Here is a 19,773-nt window from a genome sequence, read left to right on the forward strand (position 1 = left end):
ATCAGGCCGGTGTGTCGCCACACCGGCCTGAATTTTTCCATTCCATCCCAATGGGATGGTGGTGCGCCCGGAACGATTCGAACGTCCGACCCTCAGATTCGTAGTCTGATGCTCTATCCAGCTGAGCTACGGGCGCCCGGTGGAGGTGCGCTCTTAGCAGTGTTCGGCGACCGCGCAAGAGCGTTGCGCCGGAAAAGTGAGGATCGTAGGGCCGAAACATGAAAAAAGTCGCATTGATCGTTGTTCTGGCGCTGTCGGGCTGCGCCGGAGACCGTGGCACCTATCCGTCGCTCGCCATCCGGCCGACGGAGAAGGTCGGGTTCGCCGAGCCGACGCCACCACCGCCAACCGTGGCCAAGTCCGATCCGGCGCTCGATGCGACGCTCGCCGGCATGACGGCGAAGCTGCGCGCGATCGTTTCGGGATTCGATGCCGATGCCGCGCGGGCCGAGCGGGCCGCCGCCGCCGCGCGGGGGCGGCCGGTGGGCAGCGATCCATGGCTGACCGCGCAGACCGCGCTCGCGGCGCTCGACGAATGGCGCGCGCAGGCATCGACGCTGGCGAGCGACGCCAGCCAGTTGGCGAGCGACCGGGCGGCGACGCTGGCGCCTGAATATCCCGGCGTGGATGCGATGCAACAGGCCGCCACGGCGGAGGCGACGCGGCAGGATGGCGTGATCGGCCGTATTCAGGCGTCGCTGCCGGCCGCCTAGAAATCCTTTAGCAGCGGCAGGAAGCTGGAATAATCGTCGGTCCATGCCGCCAGACCGGGCCGGGTCCGCAGCGCCGTCCAGTCCGGGTCGCCGGCGGTGAACGCCGCCAGCAGTGCCGGATCGCGCGACAGGGCGATCCAGACCGAGGTGGACGCATCCGCCTGCAACGCGGATGGCCGATGATGGAACTGCGCCGCGTGCCAGCCGTCCTCGCGCGCCACGGCGGCGACGACGGGTTCCAGATCGAGGAAGCGGTTCGAGATATGGACCAGCAGCAGCCCACGCGGACCCAGCACGCGAGCGTAGGTGACGAACGCCTCCCGCGTCATCAGATGCATCGGCACCGCGTCGGATGAAAACGCGTCGAGCGCCAGCAGGTCGAGGCTGTTCGACGGCTCGTTCTCCAAGCTGATCCGCGCGTCACCCAGCCGGATGACCGGGTTCGGCAGACAACGAGAGAGGTAGGTGAACTGACCGGTGTCGCGCGCGATATGGATCACCGCCGGATCGATCTCGTAGAAGCGCCAGTCCTGTCCGGCGCGGGCGTAGCAGGACAGCGTTCCCGTCCCCAGACCGACCACGCCGACGCGGGCGTGCGGGCCATATAGCCGGGGCAGCGCCAGCATCGCCTGCCCGACGCCGGAGCCGGGCGCGTAATAGGTCGTCGGCGTCCGCTCCCGCTCCACGCTGCCGCGCAACTGGATGCCATGGACGGTGGTGCCGTGGTCCAGCTCGCGAAGACCGGTGCCGTCGCGCACGGTGTACACGCCGAAATAGCTGCGGACCCGCGCACCCGGCTCGATCGACAGCGCCAGCGATCGATAGCCACCGAACAGGATCAGGGCGCTGGCCAGCACGGCCAGATAGGCGGGCTTCGTACCGATCGCCGCCAGTCCGGCGGCGGCAATGACGAGGAAGAGCAGCCCCTGCGCGCTATTGCCCGACAGGCCATCGGGCGTGGCGAATGCGATCGCGAAGAGCAACGCCAGCGCGGCGATCACCGCGGCCAGCGCATAGCGGCGATGCGGCCCCAACCACAGGTTGCGGAGACTGGCGAGCAAATAGATCTGCGGTACCAGCATGCCCGCCGCCAGGATCAGCAGCGGAAATTCATAGGTCCAGTCGAACACCACCGGCGCGATCAGCCCGGCGAAGACACCGCCCAGCGCGCCGCCGGTCGACATGGCAAGATAGAAGCCTGTCAACCGGTCGGGTGCCGGTCGCCGCCGGTACATCAGCGTATGCAGCGCGACCGAGGCCACGAACAGCAACATCAGCGCGATCATCAGGTTGACCACGGGGCGTTGCTGATACCCGCCCATGATGATGCCGCCGAACAACAGGATGGTGATCGGCGCGACGCGGGTGATGAAGTCGGCCACGTCGCGACGCTCGGCGAAGGCGACGGTGAAGCTCAGCAGGTACAGACCCAGCGGCAGCACCCATAACAGCGGCATCGCGACGATGTCGGTCGTGATATAGGTAGACGTCGCCAGCATCAGGCCGGACGGCACCAGCGCCAGCACGATCCAGTGCGCCACCTGCCGGCGATCCGGCGCGATGCTTGCCCGCGATGCGACCGTGACGAGCGGTTCGCGGCGGGGCAGCATCGTGATGCACACCAGCACCAGAACGGCCAGCAACACATAGCCGCCGCTCCACAACAGACTCTGCGCATGGACGGGCAAGGCCGGCTCGACAATCAGCGGATAGGCGATGAGACCGGCAAAACTGCCGAGGTTCGAGGCGGCGTAAAGCGCGTACGGGTCCTGCCCGCCGCTCGCGACGCTGAACCAGCGTTGCACCAGCGGCGCCTGTGCCGAGACCGCGAAGAATAACGGCCCGATCGACCCGACCAGCAGCCACGGCACCCATAGCGCCGGCTGAGCGCCCGCCGGCAGTTGCGCATTCATCAGCCCGATCGGCAGCCATAGCGCCGCCATCAGCAGCACGCCGAGATGCACCAGCCCCTGATGCCGCGGCCGCAGCCGTCCGATCGCATGGGCATAGGCATAGCCGCCGAGCAGCAACGCCTGATAGACCAGCATCGCCGAGTTCCACACCGCCGGTGCGCCGCCGAGCCGGGGCAGCGCCATGCGGGCGACCATCGGCTGGACGAGGAACAGGAGGAACGAGCCGGTCAGGATCGTCACGACGAACGGCGCACGCCCGATCCACCATCCCGCCCGTGCCGGGCCGGCTTCAGCCATGCGCGTGTCGTTCCACTGCGTGGGTGATGATGCGGTGAAGCGGATGGCCCTCGGGGAAATCGGGATGGTCGAAATCGAGATCGGGGCGGCGGACCATGCCGAGCCGGATCATCAGGCCCCATGACGCGGTATTGGCGCGCACCGTCCAGCCCTCTATCCGGTCGCAGCGGGTGTTCGCCCAGCCCCAGGCCAGACTCGCCTCAGCGGCTTCACGCGCATAGCCGCGACCCCAGACGGAGCGACGGAGTCGCCAGCCGATTTCCAGCTCACCCTTCGCACCGCCCAGCCGCAGGCCGCAAAAACCGAGCAGCCGGCGGTCGTCGCGGCGTTCCATCGCCCAGAAGCAATGGCCGCGTTCGGCCTGAATATCGTTCTGCGTCGCCATCCAGTCGGCGACGGAGGCGCGGCTGCGGACCCCGTCGAGGTGACGCATCACCTCCGGGTCGGCGCACAGGTCGGCGAGTGGGTCGAGATCGTCCGTCTGCCAAGGGCGCAGCGTCAGCCGCTCGGTATCGATCACGCGCCGAGCAACCGGGCGGCATGGGCGGCGTGATAGGTCAGGACGCCCGAGCAACCGGCGCGCTTGAACGCCATGAGCGTCTCCAGCACCAGCGCATCGCGATCTCCTGCACCGACCGCCACCGCAGCCTCGATCATCGCGTATTCGCCCGACACCTGATAGGCGAAGACCGGCACCTCGAACCGCTGTTTCACCATCGCGACGATATCGAGATAGGGCAGACCCGGCTTCACCATGACACTGTCGGCGCCCTCGGCCAGATCGAGCGCGACCTCGCGCAGCGCCTCTTCCGCGTTGGCGGGGTCCATCTGGTACGTCTTCTTGTCGCTCTTCAGCAGGCCACGGCTGCCGACCGCATCGCGGAACGGGCCGTAAAAGGCGGAGGCGTATTTGGCGGCGTAGCTCATGATCTGGACGTTGGCGTGGCCGCCATCTTCCAGCGCATCGCGGATCATGCCGATGCGGCCGTCCATCATGTCGGACGGCGCAACGATGTCGGCGCCCGCCTCCGCCTGCACCAGCGCCTGCCGGACCAGTAGATCGGCGGTGGCATCGTTGACGACATAGCCGGCGGCATCGACCAGTCCGTCATGACCATGCGTGGTATAGGGATCGAGCGCGACGTCGGTCAGCACGCCGACCTCCGGCACCGCATCCTTCAACGCGCGGATGGCGCGGCACATCAGGTTGTCGGCGTTCAGCGCCTCGGCGCCGTCTTCGGAACGGAGATGGGCGGGGGTGTTGGGGAACAGCGCGATGCAGGGGATGCCGAGATCACGGGCCTCTCGACCCCGCGCGACGATGCCGTCGAGCGACCAGCGCGAGACGCCGGGCAGGCTGGCGATCGGTTCCTCCACCCCCTGCCTCCCGGTCACGAACAATGGCCAGATCAGGTCGGCGGGGGTCAGCACGTTCTCGGCATGGAGACGGCGGCTCCAGGCGGTGGCGCGGCTGCGCCGGGGGCGGATCGCGGGATAGGAGGACATGACTTAAGTCCTTGCGGGATCGCGCCGCCCCCCGCAAGCGTTAGCGCGATAGTTCCGGGAGTGTATCGAATGCGCGAGATCAAGTCCGCCGCGATGGTGGTGAATGCAAAGTCTCGCAAAGGACAGAAGCTGTTCAAGCAGGCGTGCGCCGCGATGAAGGGCCTGCCGTACGACGTCGATGCGCGCGCGGTCGAAAATCCGAAGGATCTGGAGAACGCCGTGCGCGACGTGCTGGCGGCCGGGCCGGATCTGGTCATTCTGGGCGGCGGCGACGGGACGATCAGCGGGCTGGTCGACCTGCTGGTCGGGCATGACGTGATCCTGGGCGTGCTGCCACTGGGGACGGCGAACAGCTTCGCCCGGACGCTGGGTATCCCGCTGACCGTCGATGGCGCGGTCGAGGTGCTGCGGACGGGACAGCCGCGGCGGATCGATCTGGGGATGATCGATGGCGACTATTTCGCCAATTGCGCGGCGATGGGGATCAGCCCGCAGATCGCCGAGACGGTGCCGCACGGATTGAAGAAGGTGCTGGGCATGGTCGGCTATCTGGGCTGGGCCACATATCAGTTCGCGCGGTTCAGGCCGTTCACGCTGATCGTCGATGACGGGACGAAGAAGCGCAAGATGCGGGTCGTGGAGGTGCGCATCTCCAATGGCCCCTATCATGGCGGCACCTGGCTGGTGGACGAGGCGTCGGTCGATTCGGGCGAGATCGTGGTTCAGGCGGTGCGCGGGCATTACAAGCGCAGGCTGGCGTATAACTGGGCGGCGAGCTTCTTCGGGATGAAGGAGCGGCATCAGGATACGATCAGCTTTTCCGGGACCAAACTGACGATCGAGACGCAGCCGCCGCTGCCGATCTCGATCGATGGCGAGGTGCTGGCCAAGACGCCGATCACCGCCCGGATCGCGGCGGGGGTGATCGAGGTGATGGCGCCGGTCGTGGCGTGACGGGGCTTATTGCGAATAGAAGTTCGCGCTGGTTCGCACCAAGAAGGGTTTTCCGTCGAAGAGCTTTTCTATAAAACGCTCTTTTTATCAGTGTCCTGACTGAATATTCTAATAATATACTTCACGCCTTTTGCGGCACTTCACTAGCAGCCTGCGGCTGGCCATCCTCCCCGTGCCGGGGAACAAGCAGGGCCGTTCTCCGCCACGGACCGTAAAGATAATAGAACGTAGCGCCCAGCAGCGTCGCGGCGGAGCCGGCGGGGAAGCTCCACCACAGGGCGTCCGCACCGAGCGTCTTGCGGAGCGCCAGCGCGAGGCCGAGGCGGACGGGGAACATGGCGGTGAACAGGATCAGCAGCGGCCCCCATACCGCACCGTTGGCGCGGACGGTGCCGAACAGGACCATCGTCGCGCCGAACAGCAGGAAGCTCCACGTCGCGATCAGGCTGATCCGCTGGGCGATCGGGATCGCGGGGCTATCGGCGCTGAGGAACAGGCCGAGCGTCGTCCGGTCGAACCAGATCACCGCACCGATCATCACGCCGGTCAGGCCGAGATTATAGAGCAGGCCGGCACGGGTGATCTGCGCCACCCGGTCCCACCGGTTCGCGCCGATATTCTGCGCGGCCATCGCACTGACCGCGGCGCCCACCGCGAGCGCGGGCATCTGGACATAGGCCCAGAGTTGCAGCGTCACGCCATACGCCGCGCTGGTCGCCACGCCCTCCCGATTGACGAGGCCGATCATCGCCAGCGAGGCGACGGAAATGACGAGCATCTGCGCGCCGATCGGCAGCCCCTTGCCCACGATCAGGCGGACCAGTGCCGGATCGGGGCGGACGAAGGTGAGTTCGGCGCCCTTCAGCCGGATCGGCAGGTCGCGCCAGTTGATATAGGCGGCCAGCGCGATGACCGAGACGCTGCCCGAGATCAGCGTCGCCAGCGCCGATCCGGCGATGCCCAGCCGCGGGAACGGGCCGATGCCGATGATGAGCAGCGGATTGAGACCGGCGTCAAGGATGACGCCCAGCACCATGAACCACAGAGGCGTCATGGCATCGCCGGTGCCGCGCAGGCCCATCATGATGAGGACGATCATCATCGACGCGGGCAGGCCGAGGAAGATGACGCGGAGATAATCCTCCGCCAGCGGCAGGGCCGGCCCCGGCGTGGCGAGCAGGACGAGGATGTCGTGCGAGAAAGTATAGCCGAGCACCGCGACGATGCACGACACCACCAGCACGAGGCCGATCGCGGAGCCGAAGGCGCGGCGCGCGCCCTCGACATCGCGGCGGCCCCAGCTCTGGCCGACCAGGATCGTTGCCGCCATGCCGAAGCCGAACACCGCGCCGAACATCAGGAACATGATGATATTGGCGTTCGAGGTTGCGGCCAGCGCATCCTCGCCCAGGAAACGGCCGACCCAGATCGCGTTGATCGATCCGTTCAGCGACTGGAGGATGTTCGATCCCAGGGTCGGCAGCGCAAAGGCGATCAGCGTCTTGCCGATCGGGCCGGTGGTGAGATCGCGTTGGGGCTTCGCCACGGCCGCTCCTGCCTTGATGTGGTTCGGGAGAGGCCCGATCGGGTGTGGCTATGCCTGATCGGGGGGCCGCAGGACAGATGTTCGGTGCGGTTTTAGAGTTTGGACACCGCTCACTGTTCCCCGGCGGAGGCCGGGGTCCAGTTGGGCGAATGATTGTAACGACCTACAACGGCTTTCCCAACTGGGCCCCGGCCTTCGCCGGGGCACGGGTAATGATCGTCTGGCGGATTACCCCAATCGCCCCAGCGCCGCGTGCAGGCGAGCGGCCTCCGCCATCTTGTCGGCGTGGTCGGCGCGGGCCTTTTCGACGGCTTCGGGCTTGGCGCGTTCGACGAAGCTGGCGTTCGACAGGCGGCCGCCGAGCGCGTCGCGCTCCTTTTCCGCCGCCGCGATCGCCTTGGTCAGGCGGGCGCGTTCGGCGTCGAGGTCGATCACGCCTTCGAGCGGCAGGACGAACGTCGCCTCGTCCACGACGACCTGTGCCGCGCCGCCGGTCGATTCGCCGACGGTCAGGTCGACGCGGGCGAGACGGGCGATGACCGCTTGTTGGCGGACCAGCCGGTCGGTGGTCAGGTCGCCGGAATCGCGGACATGGAGCGGCAGGCGGGCGCCCGGCGGTACGTTTAGTTCGGTGCGGGCGGCGCGGATTTCGGAGACGAGGCGGATCAGCCAGTCGATCTCCTTGCTCGCCGCCGGATCGAGCGCGCGGGCGTCCGGCATCGGCCATTGCCCAACGATCAGGTCGTGATCGCGGGTTGCCAGACCATGCCACAGTTCCTCGGTGATGAACGGCATGAACGGGTGCAGCAGGACGAGTATCTGGTCGAGCGTCCAGCCGGCGACGGCCTTCGTCTCGTCATCGATCGTGCCGCGGTGCTCGCCGTTCGACACGGGCTTGATAAGCTCGACATACCAGTCGCAAAACCGGCTCCAGACGAACTGGTAGATCGCGTTGGCGGCGGCATCGAAGCGGTATTCGGCGAGCGCGAGGTCGACCGCCTGTATCGTCGCGACGCATTCGGCGACGATCCACTTGTTCACCGCATGGGTGGCGACGGGCGGTTCCAGCGTGGTCGATCCGCCGATGCCGTTGAACTGGCAGAAGCGTGCGGCATTCCAAAGCTTCGTCGCGAAGTTGCGATACCCCTCGACCCGCTTCTCATCCATCTTGATGTCGCGGCCCTGGCTTTCCATCGCCGCCATGAAGAAGCGCAGCGCATCGGCACCGTATTTGTCGATCAGTCCCAGCGGATCGACCGTATTGCCCTTCGACTTCGACATCTTCGCGCCATCGGCAGCGCGGACGAGACCGTGGAGATACAGCGTCTTGAAGGGCACATCTCCCATGAAATGGATGCCCTGCATCATCATGCGGGCGTTCCAGAAGAACAGAATGTCGAAGCCGGAAATCAGGACGTCGTTGGGGTAGCGGCCGCCGAGCCTCGCATCGTTATTCTCGGGCCAGCCGAGCGTGGCGAAGGGCCAGAGGGCGGACGAGAACCATGTGTCGAGGACATCGGGATCGCGGGTGAGCAAGACGCCCTCGCCCGCCTGCGCCTGTGCCTCTTCCTCGGTTTCGGCGACGAAAATCCGGCCATCGTCCGCGAACCATGCCGGAATCTGATGCCCCCACCACAATTGCCGCGACACGCACCAGGGCTGGATGTTCTCCATCCAGTTGAAGAAGGTCTTCTCCCATGTCTTCGGTACCAGATGGATCGCACCGGAGCGGACGGCCTCGATTGCCGGCTGGGCCAGCGTCTTGGCGTCGACATACCATTGGTCGGTCAGCCACGGTTCGATGACCACGCCGGAGCGGTCGCCATAAGGCGTCTGGATAACGCGGTCCTCGACGCGCTCCAGCGCGCCGGCTTCCTCCAGCATCTCGACGATGCGGGTGCGCGCGGCGAACCGATCGAGGCCGACCAACTCGGCGGGAACGCCGCCGCAATCGACGATGCGCGCCCTGGCATCGAGCATGTTGAGCATGTCGCGCGCCTCGATCCCGGCGCGACGTCCGACCTCGAAGTCGTTGAAATCATGGCCGGGGGTGATCTTCACCGCGCCGCTGCCCAGTTCCGGGTCGGCATGTTCGTCGGCGACGATGGGGATCAGGCGACCGGTGATCGGCAGCTTGACCATCTGACCGATCAGCGCGGTGTAGCGCGCGTCGGCGGGGTTCACCGCGACGGCCATGTCTGCGAGCATTGTCTCGGGACGCGTAGTCGCGACCGAAATGGTGCCGCTGCCATCGGCGAGCGGATAGGTCAGGTGCCAGAACTTGCCCTGAATCTCGCGCGTCTCGACTTCCAGATCGCTGATCGCGGTGCCGAGGCCCGCGTCCCAGTTCACCAGCCGCTTGTCGCGATAGAGCAGGCCCTGTCTGTGAAGCTCGACGAACACCTTCAGGACGGCGGCGGAGAAGCCCTCGTCCATGGTGAAGCGCTCGTTCGCCCAGTCCATCGAACAGCCGAGGCGGCGGAGCTGGCCGGTGATCTGGCCGCCCGATTCCGCCTTCCACGCCCAGACCTTGTCAATGAAGGCGTCGCGGCCGAGATCGGTCCGCTTGACGCCGTCCTTCGCCAGATTGCGCTCCACCACCATCTGCGTGGCGATGCCGGCGTGATCGGTGCCGACGACCCACATCGCATCCTTGCCCTTCAGCCGGGCGTGGCGGGTCAGGATATCCTGCAACGTGTTGTCGAGTGCGTGGCCGATGTGCAGGCTGCCGGTGACGTTGGGCGGCGGGTTGACGATCGTCCATGGCTCCGCGCCCGGCCGGTCGGGGCGGAACAGGCCGTTCGCCTCCCAATGCGCGTACCAGTGTTGCTCGATGGCGGCGGGATCGAAGGTTTTCGGAAGCTCGGTCATGCCGCGCTCTTAGCCACTCCATCTCCCAGGCGAAAGCTGGGGAGACGTCATTGTGCCTTCGTCCACTTGTCCATCCAGCCGAGCACTTCGCCATACCATTGACGGCTGTTCTTCGGCTTCAGCACCCAGTGATTCTCGTTCGGGAAGACGAGCAGGCGCGACGGGACGCCGCGGCGCTGGAGCGCCGTGAAGCTGGCCAGCCCCTGCGTGTAGGGAATGCGGAAGTCCTTTTCGCCGGTGATGACCAGCATCGGCGTCTTCCAGCGATCGACGAAATTGACCGGGTTCCACTTTTCGAACGCGGCGGGGTCTTCGTAATAGGTCTTGCCGCCATGTTCCCATTCGTCGAACCATAGCTCTTCGGTCTCGTACGCCATGGCGCGCGCGTCGAAGACGCCGTCGTGCTGGACGATGCATTTGAAGCGATCGGGCCACTGGCCCTCGATCCAGTTCATCATATAGCCGCCGTATGACGCGCCCAGCGCACACGCCTTGTCGCCATCGAGCCAGGTGTATTTGGCGGTGGCGGCGGCGAGGCCCTTTTGCAGGTCCTCCAGCGGCCAGCCGCCCCAGTTGTTGCTGATCGCGTCGGTGAAGCCCTGTCCGTATCCGGTGGAGCCGTGGAAATCGACGGCGACGAGGCCATAGCCGGCGCCCGCGAACACGGCCGGGTTCCAGCGATAGGACCAGCTGTTGTTGCTCGACCCCTGCGGCCCGCCATGGACCATGAAGGCGACGGGCACCTTGCCGGTGCTGCCATAGGGCTTCACCGCATAGCCATGGACGGTGTCGTTGTTGGCGCCGGTGAACGAGAAGCGGGAGACGGTCGGCATGTCGATGCCGGCCAGCTTCGCGGCGTTGACGCTGGTCAGGCGCTGCGGCTGGCCGGCGCCGGCGATGCTGTAGAAATCGTCGGGTGCGACGAGGCTGTTCATGGCGATCACCGCGCCCTTCGGCGTCGCGACGACGGAGGAGACATGGCCTTCCTTCGTCAGGCGCGTGACCTTGCCGCTGGTCGCATCGACGCGGAACAGCGGGGTTTCCTGCACATCGTCGGCGGTGACGAGGAGCGAACGGCCGTCGAGCGCCCAGGTGATGGACGAAACCGAGCGGTCCCATCCCTCGGTCAGCGCGCGGACACTGCCCGACGCGAGGTCGCGGATCATCAGAACCTGCCGGTCGGCCTCGAAGCCGGGACGCTTCATCGCGACATAGGCGAGGCTGCGGCCGTCAGGTGACAGCGTCGGCAGCGTGTCGGTCGCCTTGTTCGAGGCGGTGAGATTGGTCGGCGCGGCCTGACCGTCGGTAGAGGCGGACCATATATCGAGGTTGGTCGACGTCGCCTCGATCTCGCCGGCCTGACGCAGCGCGAAGAAGATCGTCCTGCCGTCGGGACTCCACGTTACCTCTTCGGCGCCGCCGAACGGTTTGGAGGGGGTGTCGCCGATCAGGCCGTTTTCGATCGCGACGCCGTCACCGGTCGCGCCGGCGGGGGTGAGTGGCAGGACGAACAGTTGCGAGCGGGTGCCGTCCGCCCATGTGTCCCAATGGCGTACGAACAGCCGGTCATAGGTGCGGCCGGAGCCGGCATCGGCGGCCTTCTTTTCCATGGGCGGGGCAAGGCTGGGCGCACCGGGCTTGCGGTCGGCCCAGATGACGAGCTTCGTGGCGTCGGGCGATACCTTGAAACCACCGAAGCCGCCGGCGAAGCGCGTCACCTGGCGCGCGGCACCGCCGGTGATCGGGATCGCCCAGACGGCGCCGTCGCCGCTGCCCTTGTCGGAGGTGAAATACACGGTGTCGCCGACGATCTGGGGGTCGTTTTCATTGACGTCGGCTTCCGCCGCCAGCTTCTCCGGTGCGGCGCCACGCCTGCTCAGGTCGAGCCGCCACAGGTCGTAACGGCCGCGATCGTTGGCGAGGTCGGTTTCACGCTGCGCCCAGACCAGCCAGCGGCCATCCTTAGACGCGGTCGGCGCACCGATGCGGGACAGCATCGTCACGTCCTGAATGGTGAGCTGGCGGGCTATGGCGGGGGTAGCGGGGGTGGCAAGCGCGACGCCGGCGAGGAACAGATGCTTCATGGTCGCGACGCTATATCAGCGCGCGCAGGCGTCAACGGCCCAGAGAGATTTTCGTTAGCTTTGCTTACGTATCCGGGAGCCGACAGGGCCTGAACGGCGCGTCCTTCCGCGCTTGAAGCGCGATGACGTAATACAGGCCCGTCCGTCATTGCGAGCCGAGCGAAGCAACCCAGAGCAGCACGTTACGCCCTGGGTTGCCTCGCTCCGCTCGCAATGACGGGTTAAAGCGACGTCATCACATTCGAGATCGATGCCAAATGGCGGATCAGCGTGACTGGCCGGTGATCCGGGCGATCTCGGCCGCGACCATCTTTTCGACCATGCCGGGCAACTGCGAATCGAGCCAGTCGCGCAGCATCGGGCGCAGCATCTCGCGCACCAGCCCTTCCAGCGTGCCGTCATTACCAGTGCCGGACGTGTCCGAGCGGACGATCATGCGGGTCAGGCTGTCGAGCGAGCTACGGCTCGCCTCGGCCGCACGGGACGACAGGATCGTATCGACGGGCGACGGGGCGACCGGCTGGGTAGCCACCGGCGGCGCGACGGGTGCCACCGGGGCGGCGGCGCGCGGCGCGATGGCTTCCGGACGCGGTGCCGGCTCGTCGATCACGGGATCGGGCGCGGGCTCGAAAAACGGCGTCGATGGCATCGGATCGCTGAGTTCCAGCACCTCGGTGTCGTCGTCGTCATCCTCGTCAATGGCCGGCGGCGGTGGCGTGCGCGCTGCGCGGCGACCCCGTGTCGGTCCGTCACCCTCTTCGGCGATGATCCGTTTGATGGAAGACAGGATTTCCTCCATCGACGGCTCGGCGCTCATATCCCCCATTTCCCGCTAGTCCCTTGCGACCGCCCAGTTATTGGCGGTTCGGTGACGCCGTTCCTGTGGTCAAGGCAGGGCTTCTGTCAACATTCGTATCGAGCAACGGATCGAGTGGCCGCGTGACTGTGGCATTTTGGGCAGGCGTCGTGGTGGTCGTGGATGCGACCGGCTGCGGCTCGCTGTCGCTGGCCCAGTCGTTGATGCTGTGGCGGACGCGGCGATAGTTGATCGTCGGATCGTACAGCGAACCGCCGTCCAGCCCCAGATCGCGCGCCTCGGCATCGCCCATCGCCGCCAGCAGCGCAAAGCCCGCGACATAGGCGTCGCGGCGCGCGGTGACGAGCGTGACCTGACTGTTGAGCAGTTCCTGTTCCGCGTTCAGGATATCGATGATCGTGCGCGTGCCGACGCTGTTTTCGGCGCGCACGCCCTCCAGCGACAGCTTGTTCGCGTTCACCGCGGTTTCGGACGAGGCGATCACCTGTTGCGACGACTGCCAGAAGGCATAGGCCGATCGCGCCTGCGAGATGATGCCGCGTTCGGTGGCGGTGACGTTCTCGATCGCCTGCGACTGCAGGGCCTGCGCCTGACGCACCTGGGCGCCGGGGCGACCGCCCTGGAACAGCGGCACGGTCAATTGCAGGCCGGCGGTGGCGCTGGTGCCGGAACCGGGAATCGTCGACTGGGCGGGCAGCGACCCCAGATAATTGAAATAGTTGCCGCTGGCGATGGCGTTCACGCGCGGCAACCGGCCGGCGCGCGCGACGCCGACATCGAAGCGCGTCGCATCGCGCGTCTTGCGCGCGGCCAGCAATTGCGGGTTCTTGCTCAATGCCTCCGTCACCGCCGCATCAGGCGTGGCGGGAAGATTGGGCAGCATCGGCGGCAGTTCCAGCCCGACCGGTGCATCGCCGACGAGGTTGATGTAATTCTCCCGGCTGGAGATCAGCTGCGCCTGTGCCGATTGCAACTGCGCGCGGGCCAAGGCGAGTCGGGCCTCGGACTGCGCGACGTCGGTTCGAGTCAGGTCGCCGACCTGAAACCGGTCGCGGCTGGCCTGAAGGTTGACGTCCAGCACGCGAACGTTCTGCGTGTTCAGGCCGACGATCGCCTCGTCTCGGATCACGTTCATGTACGCGGCGACGACGTTGGTGAAGAGGTTCGCCTCTGTGCTGCGAAGGTTGGCGACGCCCGCCGCCACGCGTGTTTCCGCTGCAGAGACCGCGTTGCGGACGGCCCCGCCCTGAAACAGCGGCACGGTGAATTGCGTATTGGCGGTCGCCTGACGACCGGGGTTCAGGAAGTTGTTGTTCGCTTGAACGACGTTGTCGATCACCTGCCCGGTCGCGTTCAGCGAGGGCAGCCCGTTGGCGCGGGCGATCGGCACGTTTTCATCGACAGCGCGCTGGTTGGCGCGCTGCGCGGTGATCGTAGGATTGCTGGCATAGGCCTTCAGCAGGGCCTCGCGCAGCGTCTCCGCCGCCGCCGGCATCGTGATGAACAGGGCAGCGCCGACCAACGCCACCGCCCGGATCGACATCCCCCCCCCCATGTCGATCAGAACCGAAAAGCGGCAGGCCGGGCGAAACCCGGCAGGATCACGCATTCGCCGTCGACGAACGCCTGCACGCCCTGCCCCCCGGCAGTGCGGCGACCGGCGGCCAGACGCGTCACGCCGCGTTCGACCAGCCCGGTCGCGATCCGGCCATCGACCCGCAACTGCTCGGTCAACGCCAGCGGCAGATCCTCGACCGCGCCGTCGATCACCAGCACGTCATAGGGTGCGTCGGCGGCATGACCCTGTGCCAGCGGCCCTTCGACCACCTCGACGTCGGGCAGACCGGCCAGCGCGGTGCGGGCGATCACCGCCAGGGCCGGGTCGCTTTCCACCGCCGTCACCTTCGCGCCCAGCCGGGCGATCAGGGCCGCGGTATAGCCCGTCGCCGCGCCGATCAGCAGCACGCGATCCTGCGAAACGATCTCGGCCTCCGTCAGCAACCGCGCGGTCGCCAGCGGCGGGTTCTGGAACCGCCCGCCCCCCAGCGATAGCGCGGCGTCGCGATAGACGAGCGCGGCCTCGGTGCCGGGAATGAAATCCTCGCGCGGCACGGTCGCCATCGCGGTCACGACGCGGGCGTCGCTGACCGCGTTCGTCCGCAACTGGCTGGCCACCATGGCGTGGCGCAGGACCGCGGTGTTCGCGGCATCGGTGCTGGTTGTCGTCATCCCCGACCTTCTGGCACGAGCGTTATAGTCGTGCAATACACTTGTTGAAGGTTGACTACGTACCGCGCCCGCCGGGATGCGCCAAGCGGGAATGATGGCCGCCGGACAAGAAGCGGCCCGACGGACGATGCCGCCGGGCCGTGAAGGTGATGCGAGCAAGGTGATGGAACCCGCAAGGAACGGCATAGCGGCCGGCCGCTGAACGACGCTCGACGACGACGTTCATCGCCCGGCAACGATCTGGTGGTTGACCGCGGCGGCAAAACCCCTCATTTGCGCCCTCCCGCATCGAGGCCCGATGGCGGAGTGGTGACGTAGAGGACTGCAAATCCTCGCACCCGGGTTCGATTCCCGGTCGGGCCTCCAGATGCCGTGCCGTCCGCACGTGATACGGCCGGTGGCCAGATCGGTGTCGATCTTCGGTTTTTTTTAAGCATCCCGACCTACATCGTCGGGCCATGCCCTGCTTTCACGCACTTCGCCGCCTTGCGTTCCGCCTGATCGACAGTCGCCGCGGTGCGACGGCCGTCGAATATGGGTTGATCGTGGCGGTGATCGTGCTGGCAATGCTTGGTGCGCTGAACAACGTCGCCGGCGTCACCATCGGCATGTGGGGCAATGTCAGCACCAAGGTAGTTAACGCACGGTAACTACAATAAAAAGGGCGGCGGCTTAAGTATTCGTCAACCGCCTTTCCTTTATCAACGGGGTGCTGACCCGGAATACCGGCTCGGCCGGGTGACTGAAGCTTCGAACGATGGAGACCGGAATGCAGACGATTCGCAACATGTTCAAGAACAAGAAGGGCGCGACCGCCATCGAGTACGGCCTGATCGCCGCGCTGATCGCCGTTGCCGCCATCGGCGCCATGTCCAGCCTGGGCACGAAGCTTAATTCGACCTTCAACATGGTCGCCGGCAACATGAAGTAATCGCCTTACCGGCGTTTACGAACAATGGGGCGGTGGACCGATGGTCCGCCGCCCCATTTCGTTGAGTGGATCAGAGCCGACCCATCTTCAGGAACTTCGCCCGGCGTTCGGCGCGCAGTTCCGGGCCGGACAGCGACGACAGATCACCGAGCGACCGCTCGATCTCGTCACCGAGCGCGGCGATGGCGGTGCCGGGTGCGCGATGGGCGCCGCCGAGCGGCTCGGTCACGATCGAATCGATGATACCGAGCGACTTCAGATCTTGGGCTGTGACGCGCATCGCCTCGGCCGCATCGGGTGCCCGGTCGGCGGTGCGCCAGAGAATCGAGGCGCAACCCTCTGGGCTGATGACCGAATAGACCGCGTGTTCGAACATCAGCACCCGGTTGCCGGCCGCCAGCGCGACCGCGCCGCCCGAGCCGCCCTCGCCCACGATCGCGGCGATCACCGGTACGCCGGCGGCCAGACACGCCTCGGTCGAACGCGCGATCGCCTCCGCCTGACCGCGTTCCTCGGCCTGGATGCCGGGAAAGGCGCCGGACGTATCGACCAGCGTCACCACCGGCAGGCCGAATCGGTCGGCCAGTTCGACCAGACGGATCGCCTTGCGATACCCCTCGGGCTTGCCCATGCCGAAATTGTGGCGGAGGCGGCTGGCGGTATCCTCACCCTTTTCATGGCCGATCGCCATGATCTTGCGGCCGCGAAAGGTGGCGAAGCCGCCGATGATCGCCTGATCGTCCGCAAAGGCGCGGTCGCCGGCGAGCGGCAGCCATTCGTCGAACAGACCGGCGACATAGTCCTTGAAATGCGGGCGTTCCGGATGACGGGCGACCTGCGTCTTTTGCCACGGGGTCAGCTTGGCGAAGGTGTCGCGCAGCAGCTTGTCGGACTTGGCCTGCAGGCGCTGGACGTCGGCGCTGATGTCGACGTCACCACCGGCGGCGGTCTCACGCAGTTCGTCGATCCGGCTCTGCAGCTCGGCGATCGGCTTCTCGAAGTCGAGGAAACTTGGCATCGGCGGCGGTTAGGACCCGCCGCCGCCGCCGTCAACGTGAGGGCGTTTTGCGGGGGCCGGATCGGTCAGCGGATGGCGGGTCGTGACCAGCTCGACGAGGCGGCTGGCATCGACATGCGTATAGATTTCGGTCGTGGCGATATCGGCATGGCCCAGCATCGTCTGAAGCGCGCGCAAATCGGCCCCGCCCGCCAGCAGATGCGTGGCGAAGGCGTGGCGCAACACGTGTGGACTGACGCGATCGGGCGGAATGCCGGCCTCCGCCGCGATAGCCTTCACCAGCTGGTACAGACGGATGCGGGTCAGATGTTTCTTGCCCGAAGGGAAGAGCCATGGGCTGTCAACCGGCACATGCGTTCGCCACGTCGCCACGGCGGCGCGGGCGCGATCGGACAGCGGCACCAGCCGTTCCTTGCCGCCTTTGCCCCGGACGATCAGATAGGGTCGGTCGGGCGCTATGGCGTTGCGGGGCAGCGACACCAGCTCGGTCGCGCGCAGGCCCGATCCGTATAGCAGCTCGATCAGGGTGGAGAGGCGCAGATCGCCACGTAAGGGACGCTCCGCGCCGGTGCGATCGGCGAGGACGGCGAACAGGCGATCGACATCGCCATGGCTGAGCGCCTTTGGCAATGGTCGAGCGGTACCGGGTCTGGGCAGGGCGGCGCCGGGATCATCGGGGCGGTGGCCCTCGTCATGGAGGAAGGCGTAGAAGCGACGCAGCGCCGCCGCCTTGCGCGCGACGGTGGCGCGGGACAGCGACGACCAGCCGGCGGACAGTTTGCCGATCAGATCGGCATTGGCGACCGACAGCCGGCCGCCCAGCGCCTTGGACGATAGCGACAAGTCGCTGCGATAGGCGGCGAGCGTATTCACGGCGGCACCGGTTTCGGCCGCGAGCATTTCCAGAAACCGCTCGATCAGAACGCGGTCGGACGCGCCGGTCATGCCCGCGCGATGGCCTCCGCCGCGATCATCCGCGCTTCGCCGTCGAGGCCGACGCTGCGCAGCGCCGCGACGATGCGATAGAGCGCCGCCGGGGGAACGCCGCGCCAGTTTGACGTCTGCATCCCGATCGCGGCGAGCAACAGGACGGTGCCGGGCTGGCCATCGGCCGCGGCGCGATCGATCGCGCGGGTCCAGCTGTTGGCGGTGCCGATGCGGACGTCGAGTTCCTGCGCGGTCCGTTCGATTTCGTCGGCGCCCATGCGACCGAGACCGGCGAGGCCGGCGAAGAACAGCCGGCGCTTCTCCTCGCCATGGCCGCTGGCGTCATAGCCCTGCACGTCCGACAGGCCGAAGCGGCGACGGGCATCCGGGTCGGCGAGGGCGAGCATCGCCCAGGCGTCGCCACCGGCCGGCACCGCCCCTGCCCAACGGGCGGCGGTGCGGTCGAGACCGGCGGCCAGCATCGCGGCGACGATCCGGTCCGCATCGGCATTGCCGGCGGCTACCGGCTGACGCGCTGCCGCGCGCGCGGTCAGCACCAGCCGCGCATAGGGCGTGTCCTTACCCCATAGCTGGCGAAGCGCCGCCAGCCGCGCGGCGGGATCGGTGGCGGCATAGGCGGTGCGGAGATCGTCGGCGGTGGCGCTGACGGCGGAGGTCGCATCCTCGTCAGCGGCGACCGCACCATAGAGATCGACCAGCGCGGCGGTCGACAGCACGCCCTGCGCGGCGGCGGCCTCCGCCGGCGCGATCCGGTCACCCAGCGCGATGGAGGGCGACAGTGCGCGCCAATAGGTCGCCTGCGCACCGACACCGTCATACAGTGTGTCGGGAATGGTGGCGCCGGTGGCCATCGCCAGTCCCAGCCGCCAGACGGTCAGCCGATCGACGCCGTCCCATTCGATTGTGACTGCCTGACGCCCCTCGCCGCCCGCGCCCATCACTTTTTGTGCGAGACGCAGGTCGATGTCGGCGCCGGGCCGGCGACGGCGGACCGCGGCGAACTGGGCGCGCGCGGCGGTGGCGTTCCCGGCCAGCGAGGCGCAGATCGGCTGGGCCAGCGCCCAGCCCGCTTCGCGCGTCGTGGCCAAACCGGCATCGGCGAGCGGACACAGACCCGCCGGATCGCCGGTCGCGAGCATCGCGTTCATCGCCACCTGATAGAGTTTGGGCGTGTAATCGGCGTTATCGACACCCTCGACCACCGAGCGAGCCGCCACCGATTCGCCCATGCGCAGCAGCAGCCAGGCGCGTTCGGCCGCATAATCCGCGCCATCGACGCCCTTCGGAGTCTGCAATCGTGCAGCGAGCGTGCGGCGCAGGGCGATCGACAGCCAGCGCGACGGCAGGGGTGCGGCGGTGCGGCGCATCAGGATTTCGAGATACCGGCCATCGGCGTTGCCGAAGGCATCGGGCGCCACCTCGCCGCTCACCCCAACCAGCGCCGTCGATCGGCGGGCGAAGGCGGGCATTTCATACGCGGCCAGCGTCTTCGCATCGACCGGCGTCGGCGACGCGGTGGGGGTCGGCACCGGCGTCGGCGTGTCACCGGGCAGCGGCTGGACGACGGCACCGGCGGGATCGCGGGGCAGCACCGCTCCTGTGGCCGTCGCGACCGGGCGGGCGGGCGTGCCCGTCGCGCCCGGCGTCGGGCGGGCGGCCGGACGCGGTGCCGGCGCGGGATCGCCGAAGCCGGGGGGCAGGATCGATTCGGGCCGGTCCTGCGCCGCGACGCCGACGGCCATCGCCGTCAGCGCGACGGCGAGCAGCGCCCTATTGGAGGTTCGCAAGCGAAACCTGCTTTTCGACCTGCGTGACCGGCCGTTCGGCGGTGCGGCCGGACAACAGGAACAACCCGCCGACCACCACGATCAGGATGACGACGACGGAGACGACCAGGCGGGACATGGGCAAACCTTGGAAACGAACGCGGACGATACACCCGGCTT

The 19,773-nt window shown here is 67.2% G+C and carries 17 protein-coding genes and 2 tRNA genes; 5 read left to right on the forward strand and 14 right to left on the reverse strand.

Annotated elements, in window-relative coordinates; translation table 11 throughout:
• Window positions 1-59: 59 nt before the first annotated feature.
• A tRNA-Arg gene (locus tag JAO74_RS05035) sits at window positions 60-136 on the reverse strand.
• Window positions 137-218: 82 nt separating this feature from the next.
• On the opposite strand from JAO74_RS05035, the gene JAO74_RS05040 reads away from it, so the two are divergent.
• Entirely contained in the window at window positions 219-713 is a 495-nt protein-coding gene (locus JAO74_RS05040; protein ID WP_199035750.1) for a hypothetical protein, read from the forward strand.
• On the opposite strand, the gene JAO74_RS05045 is transcribed toward JAO74_RS05040, so the two are convergent.
• The 3 genes from JAO74_RS05045 to hemB are packed head-to-tail and all read right to left on the reverse strand — an operon-like array spanning window position 710 to window position 4,429.
• Complete coding sequence (locus tag JAO74_RS05045) at window positions 710-2,923, reverse strand: spermidine synthase (RefSeq protein WP_199035753.1); 2,214 nt, start codon at window positions 2,921-2,923, stop codon at window positions 710-712. The two genes, JAO74_RS05040 and JAO74_RS05045, sit on opposite strands and share 4 nt — an antisense overlap.
• On the reverse strand, window positions 2,916-3,443 hold the full coding sequence (locus tag JAO74_RS05050) for a GNAT family N-acetyltransferase (RefSeq protein ID WP_199035755.1): 528 nt from the start codon (window positions 3,441-3,443) through the stop codon (window positions 2,916-2,918). The genes JAO74_RS05045 and JAO74_RS05050 overlap by 8 nt, the downstream gene beginning before the upstream one ends.
• Entirely contained in the window at window positions 3,440-4,429 is a 990-nt protein-coding gene (gene hemB, locus JAO74_RS05055) for a porphobilinogen synthase (RefSeq protein ID WP_199035758.1), read from the reverse strand. Before hemB ends, JAO74_RS05050 begins: the two co-directional genes overlap by 4 nt.
• 69 nt (window positions 4,430-4,498) lie before the next feature.
• On the opposite strand from hemB, the gene JAO74_RS05060 reads away from it, so the two are divergent.
• Window positions 4,499-5,383 (forward strand): diacylglycerol/lipid kinase family protein, encoded by an 885-nt coding sequence (locus JAO74_RS05060; protein ID WP_199035760.1) that lies wholly within the window; start codon window positions 4,499-4,501, stop codon window positions 5,381-5,383.
• 121 nt (window positions 5,384-5,504) lie between these two features.
• On the opposite strand, the gene JAO74_RS05065 is transcribed toward JAO74_RS05060, so the two are convergent.
• The 6 genes from JAO74_RS05065 to JAO74_RS05090 all read right to left on the reverse strand — a co-directional run bounded on the left by JAO74_RS05065 (window position 5,505) and on the right by JAO74_RS05090 (window position 14,930).
• Window positions 5,505-6,929: an MATE family efflux transporter gene (locus JAO74_RS05065; RefSeq protein ID WP_199035763.1), complete on the reverse strand. Its 1,425-nt coding sequence runs from the start codon at window positions 6,927-6,929 to the stop codon at window positions 5,505-5,507.
• Window positions 6,930-7,157: 228 nt separating this feature from the next.
• Window positions 7,158-9,800, reverse strand: a complete 2,643-nt coding sequence (locus JAO74_RS05070; protein WP_199035765.1) for a valine--tRNA ligase — start codon at window positions 9,798-9,800, stop codon at window positions 7,158-7,160.
• 47 nt (window positions 9,801-9,847) lie between these two features.
• Entirely contained in the window at window positions 9,848-11,884 is a 2,037-nt protein-coding gene (locus JAO74_RS05075) for a S9 family peptidase (RefSeq protein ID WP_199035767.1), read from the reverse strand.
• A 265-nt stretch (window positions 11,885-12,149) separates the two neighbouring features.
• Window positions 12,150-12,710, reverse strand: coding sequence for a DUF2497 domain-containing protein (locus tag JAO74_RS05080; RefSeq protein WP_199035769.1), 561 nt, complete (start codon window positions 12,708-12,710; stop codon window positions 12,150-12,152).
• Between the two features lie 28 nt (window positions 12,711-12,738).
• Window positions 12,739-14,244 carry a TolC family outer membrane protein gene (locus tag JAO74_RS05085; RefSeq protein ID WP_233150675.1) on the reverse strand — a complete coding sequence of 502 codons (1,506 nt, stop codon included), beginning with the start codon at window positions 14,242-14,244 and terminating at the stop codon, window positions 12,739-12,741.
• A 17-nt stretch (window positions 14,245-14,261) separates the two neighbouring features.
• Entirely contained in the window at window positions 14,262-14,930 is a 669-nt protein-coding gene (locus JAO74_RS05090) for a protein-L-isoaspartate O-methyltransferase family protein (RefSeq protein ID WP_199035774.1), read from the reverse strand.
• A gap of 292 nt (window positions 14,931-15,222) precedes the next feature.
• Between JAO74_RS05090 and JAO74_RS05095 the strand changes: the two genes are divergently transcribed.
• The 3 genes from JAO74_RS05095 (at window position 15,223) to JAO74_RS05105 (ending at window position 15,861) form a co-directional block, all read left to right on the forward strand.
• A tRNA-Cys gene (locus JAO74_RS05095) sits at window positions 15,223-15,296 on the forward strand.
• A gap of 92 nt (window positions 15,297-15,388) precedes the next feature.
• On the forward strand, window positions 15,389-15,580 hold the full coding sequence (locus JAO74_RS05100) for a Flp family type IVb pilin (protein ID WP_199035776.1): 192 nt from the start codon (window positions 15,389-15,391) through the stop codon (window positions 15,578-15,580).
• Window positions 15,581-15,699: 119 nt separating this feature from the next.
• Complete coding sequence (locus JAO74_RS05105; protein ID WP_199035779.1) at window positions 15,700-15,861, forward strand: Flp family type IVb pilin; 162 nt, start codon at window positions 15,700-15,702, stop codon at window positions 15,859-15,861.
• Window positions 15,862-15,931: 70 nt separating this feature from the next.
• On the opposite strand, the gene JAO74_RS05110 is transcribed toward JAO74_RS05105, so the two are convergent.
• The 4 genes from JAO74_RS05110 to JAO74_RS19030 are packed head-to-tail and all read right to left on the reverse strand — an operon-like array spanning window position 15,932 to window position 19,732.
• Entirely contained in the window at window positions 15,932-16,879 is a 948-nt protein-coding gene (locus JAO74_RS05110) for an acetyl-CoA carboxylase carboxyltransferase subunit alpha (protein WP_199035781.1), read from the reverse strand.
• Between the two features lie 9 nt (window positions 16,880-16,888).
• Window positions 16,889-17,824: a tyrosine-type recombinase/integrase gene (locus JAO74_RS05115; protein WP_199035783.1), complete on the reverse strand. Its 936-nt coding sequence runs from the start codon at window positions 17,822-17,824 to the stop codon at window positions 16,889-16,891.
• Window positions 17,821-19,614: a hypothetical protein gene (locus tag JAO74_RS05120; RefSeq protein WP_199035785.1), complete on the reverse strand. Its 1,794-nt coding sequence runs from the start codon at window positions 19,612-19,614 to the stop codon at window positions 17,821-17,823. Before JAO74_RS05120 ends, JAO74_RS05115 begins: the two co-directional genes overlap by 4 nt.
• Window positions 19,598-19,732: a hypothetical protein gene (locus tag JAO74_RS19030; RefSeq protein ID WP_269845924.1), complete on the reverse strand. Its 135-nt coding sequence runs from the start codon at window positions 19,730-19,732 to the stop codon at window positions 19,598-19,600. The genes JAO74_RS05120 and JAO74_RS19030 overlap by 17 nt, the downstream gene beginning before the upstream one ends.
• Window positions 19,733-19,773 lie beyond the last annotated feature (41 nt).

Origin of the sequence: Sphingomonas mollis (assembly GCF_016427505.1) — a bacterium.
GTDB lineage: Bacteria > Pseudomonadota > Alphaproteobacteria > Sphingomonadales > Sphingomonadaceae > Sphingomonas > Sphingomonas mollis.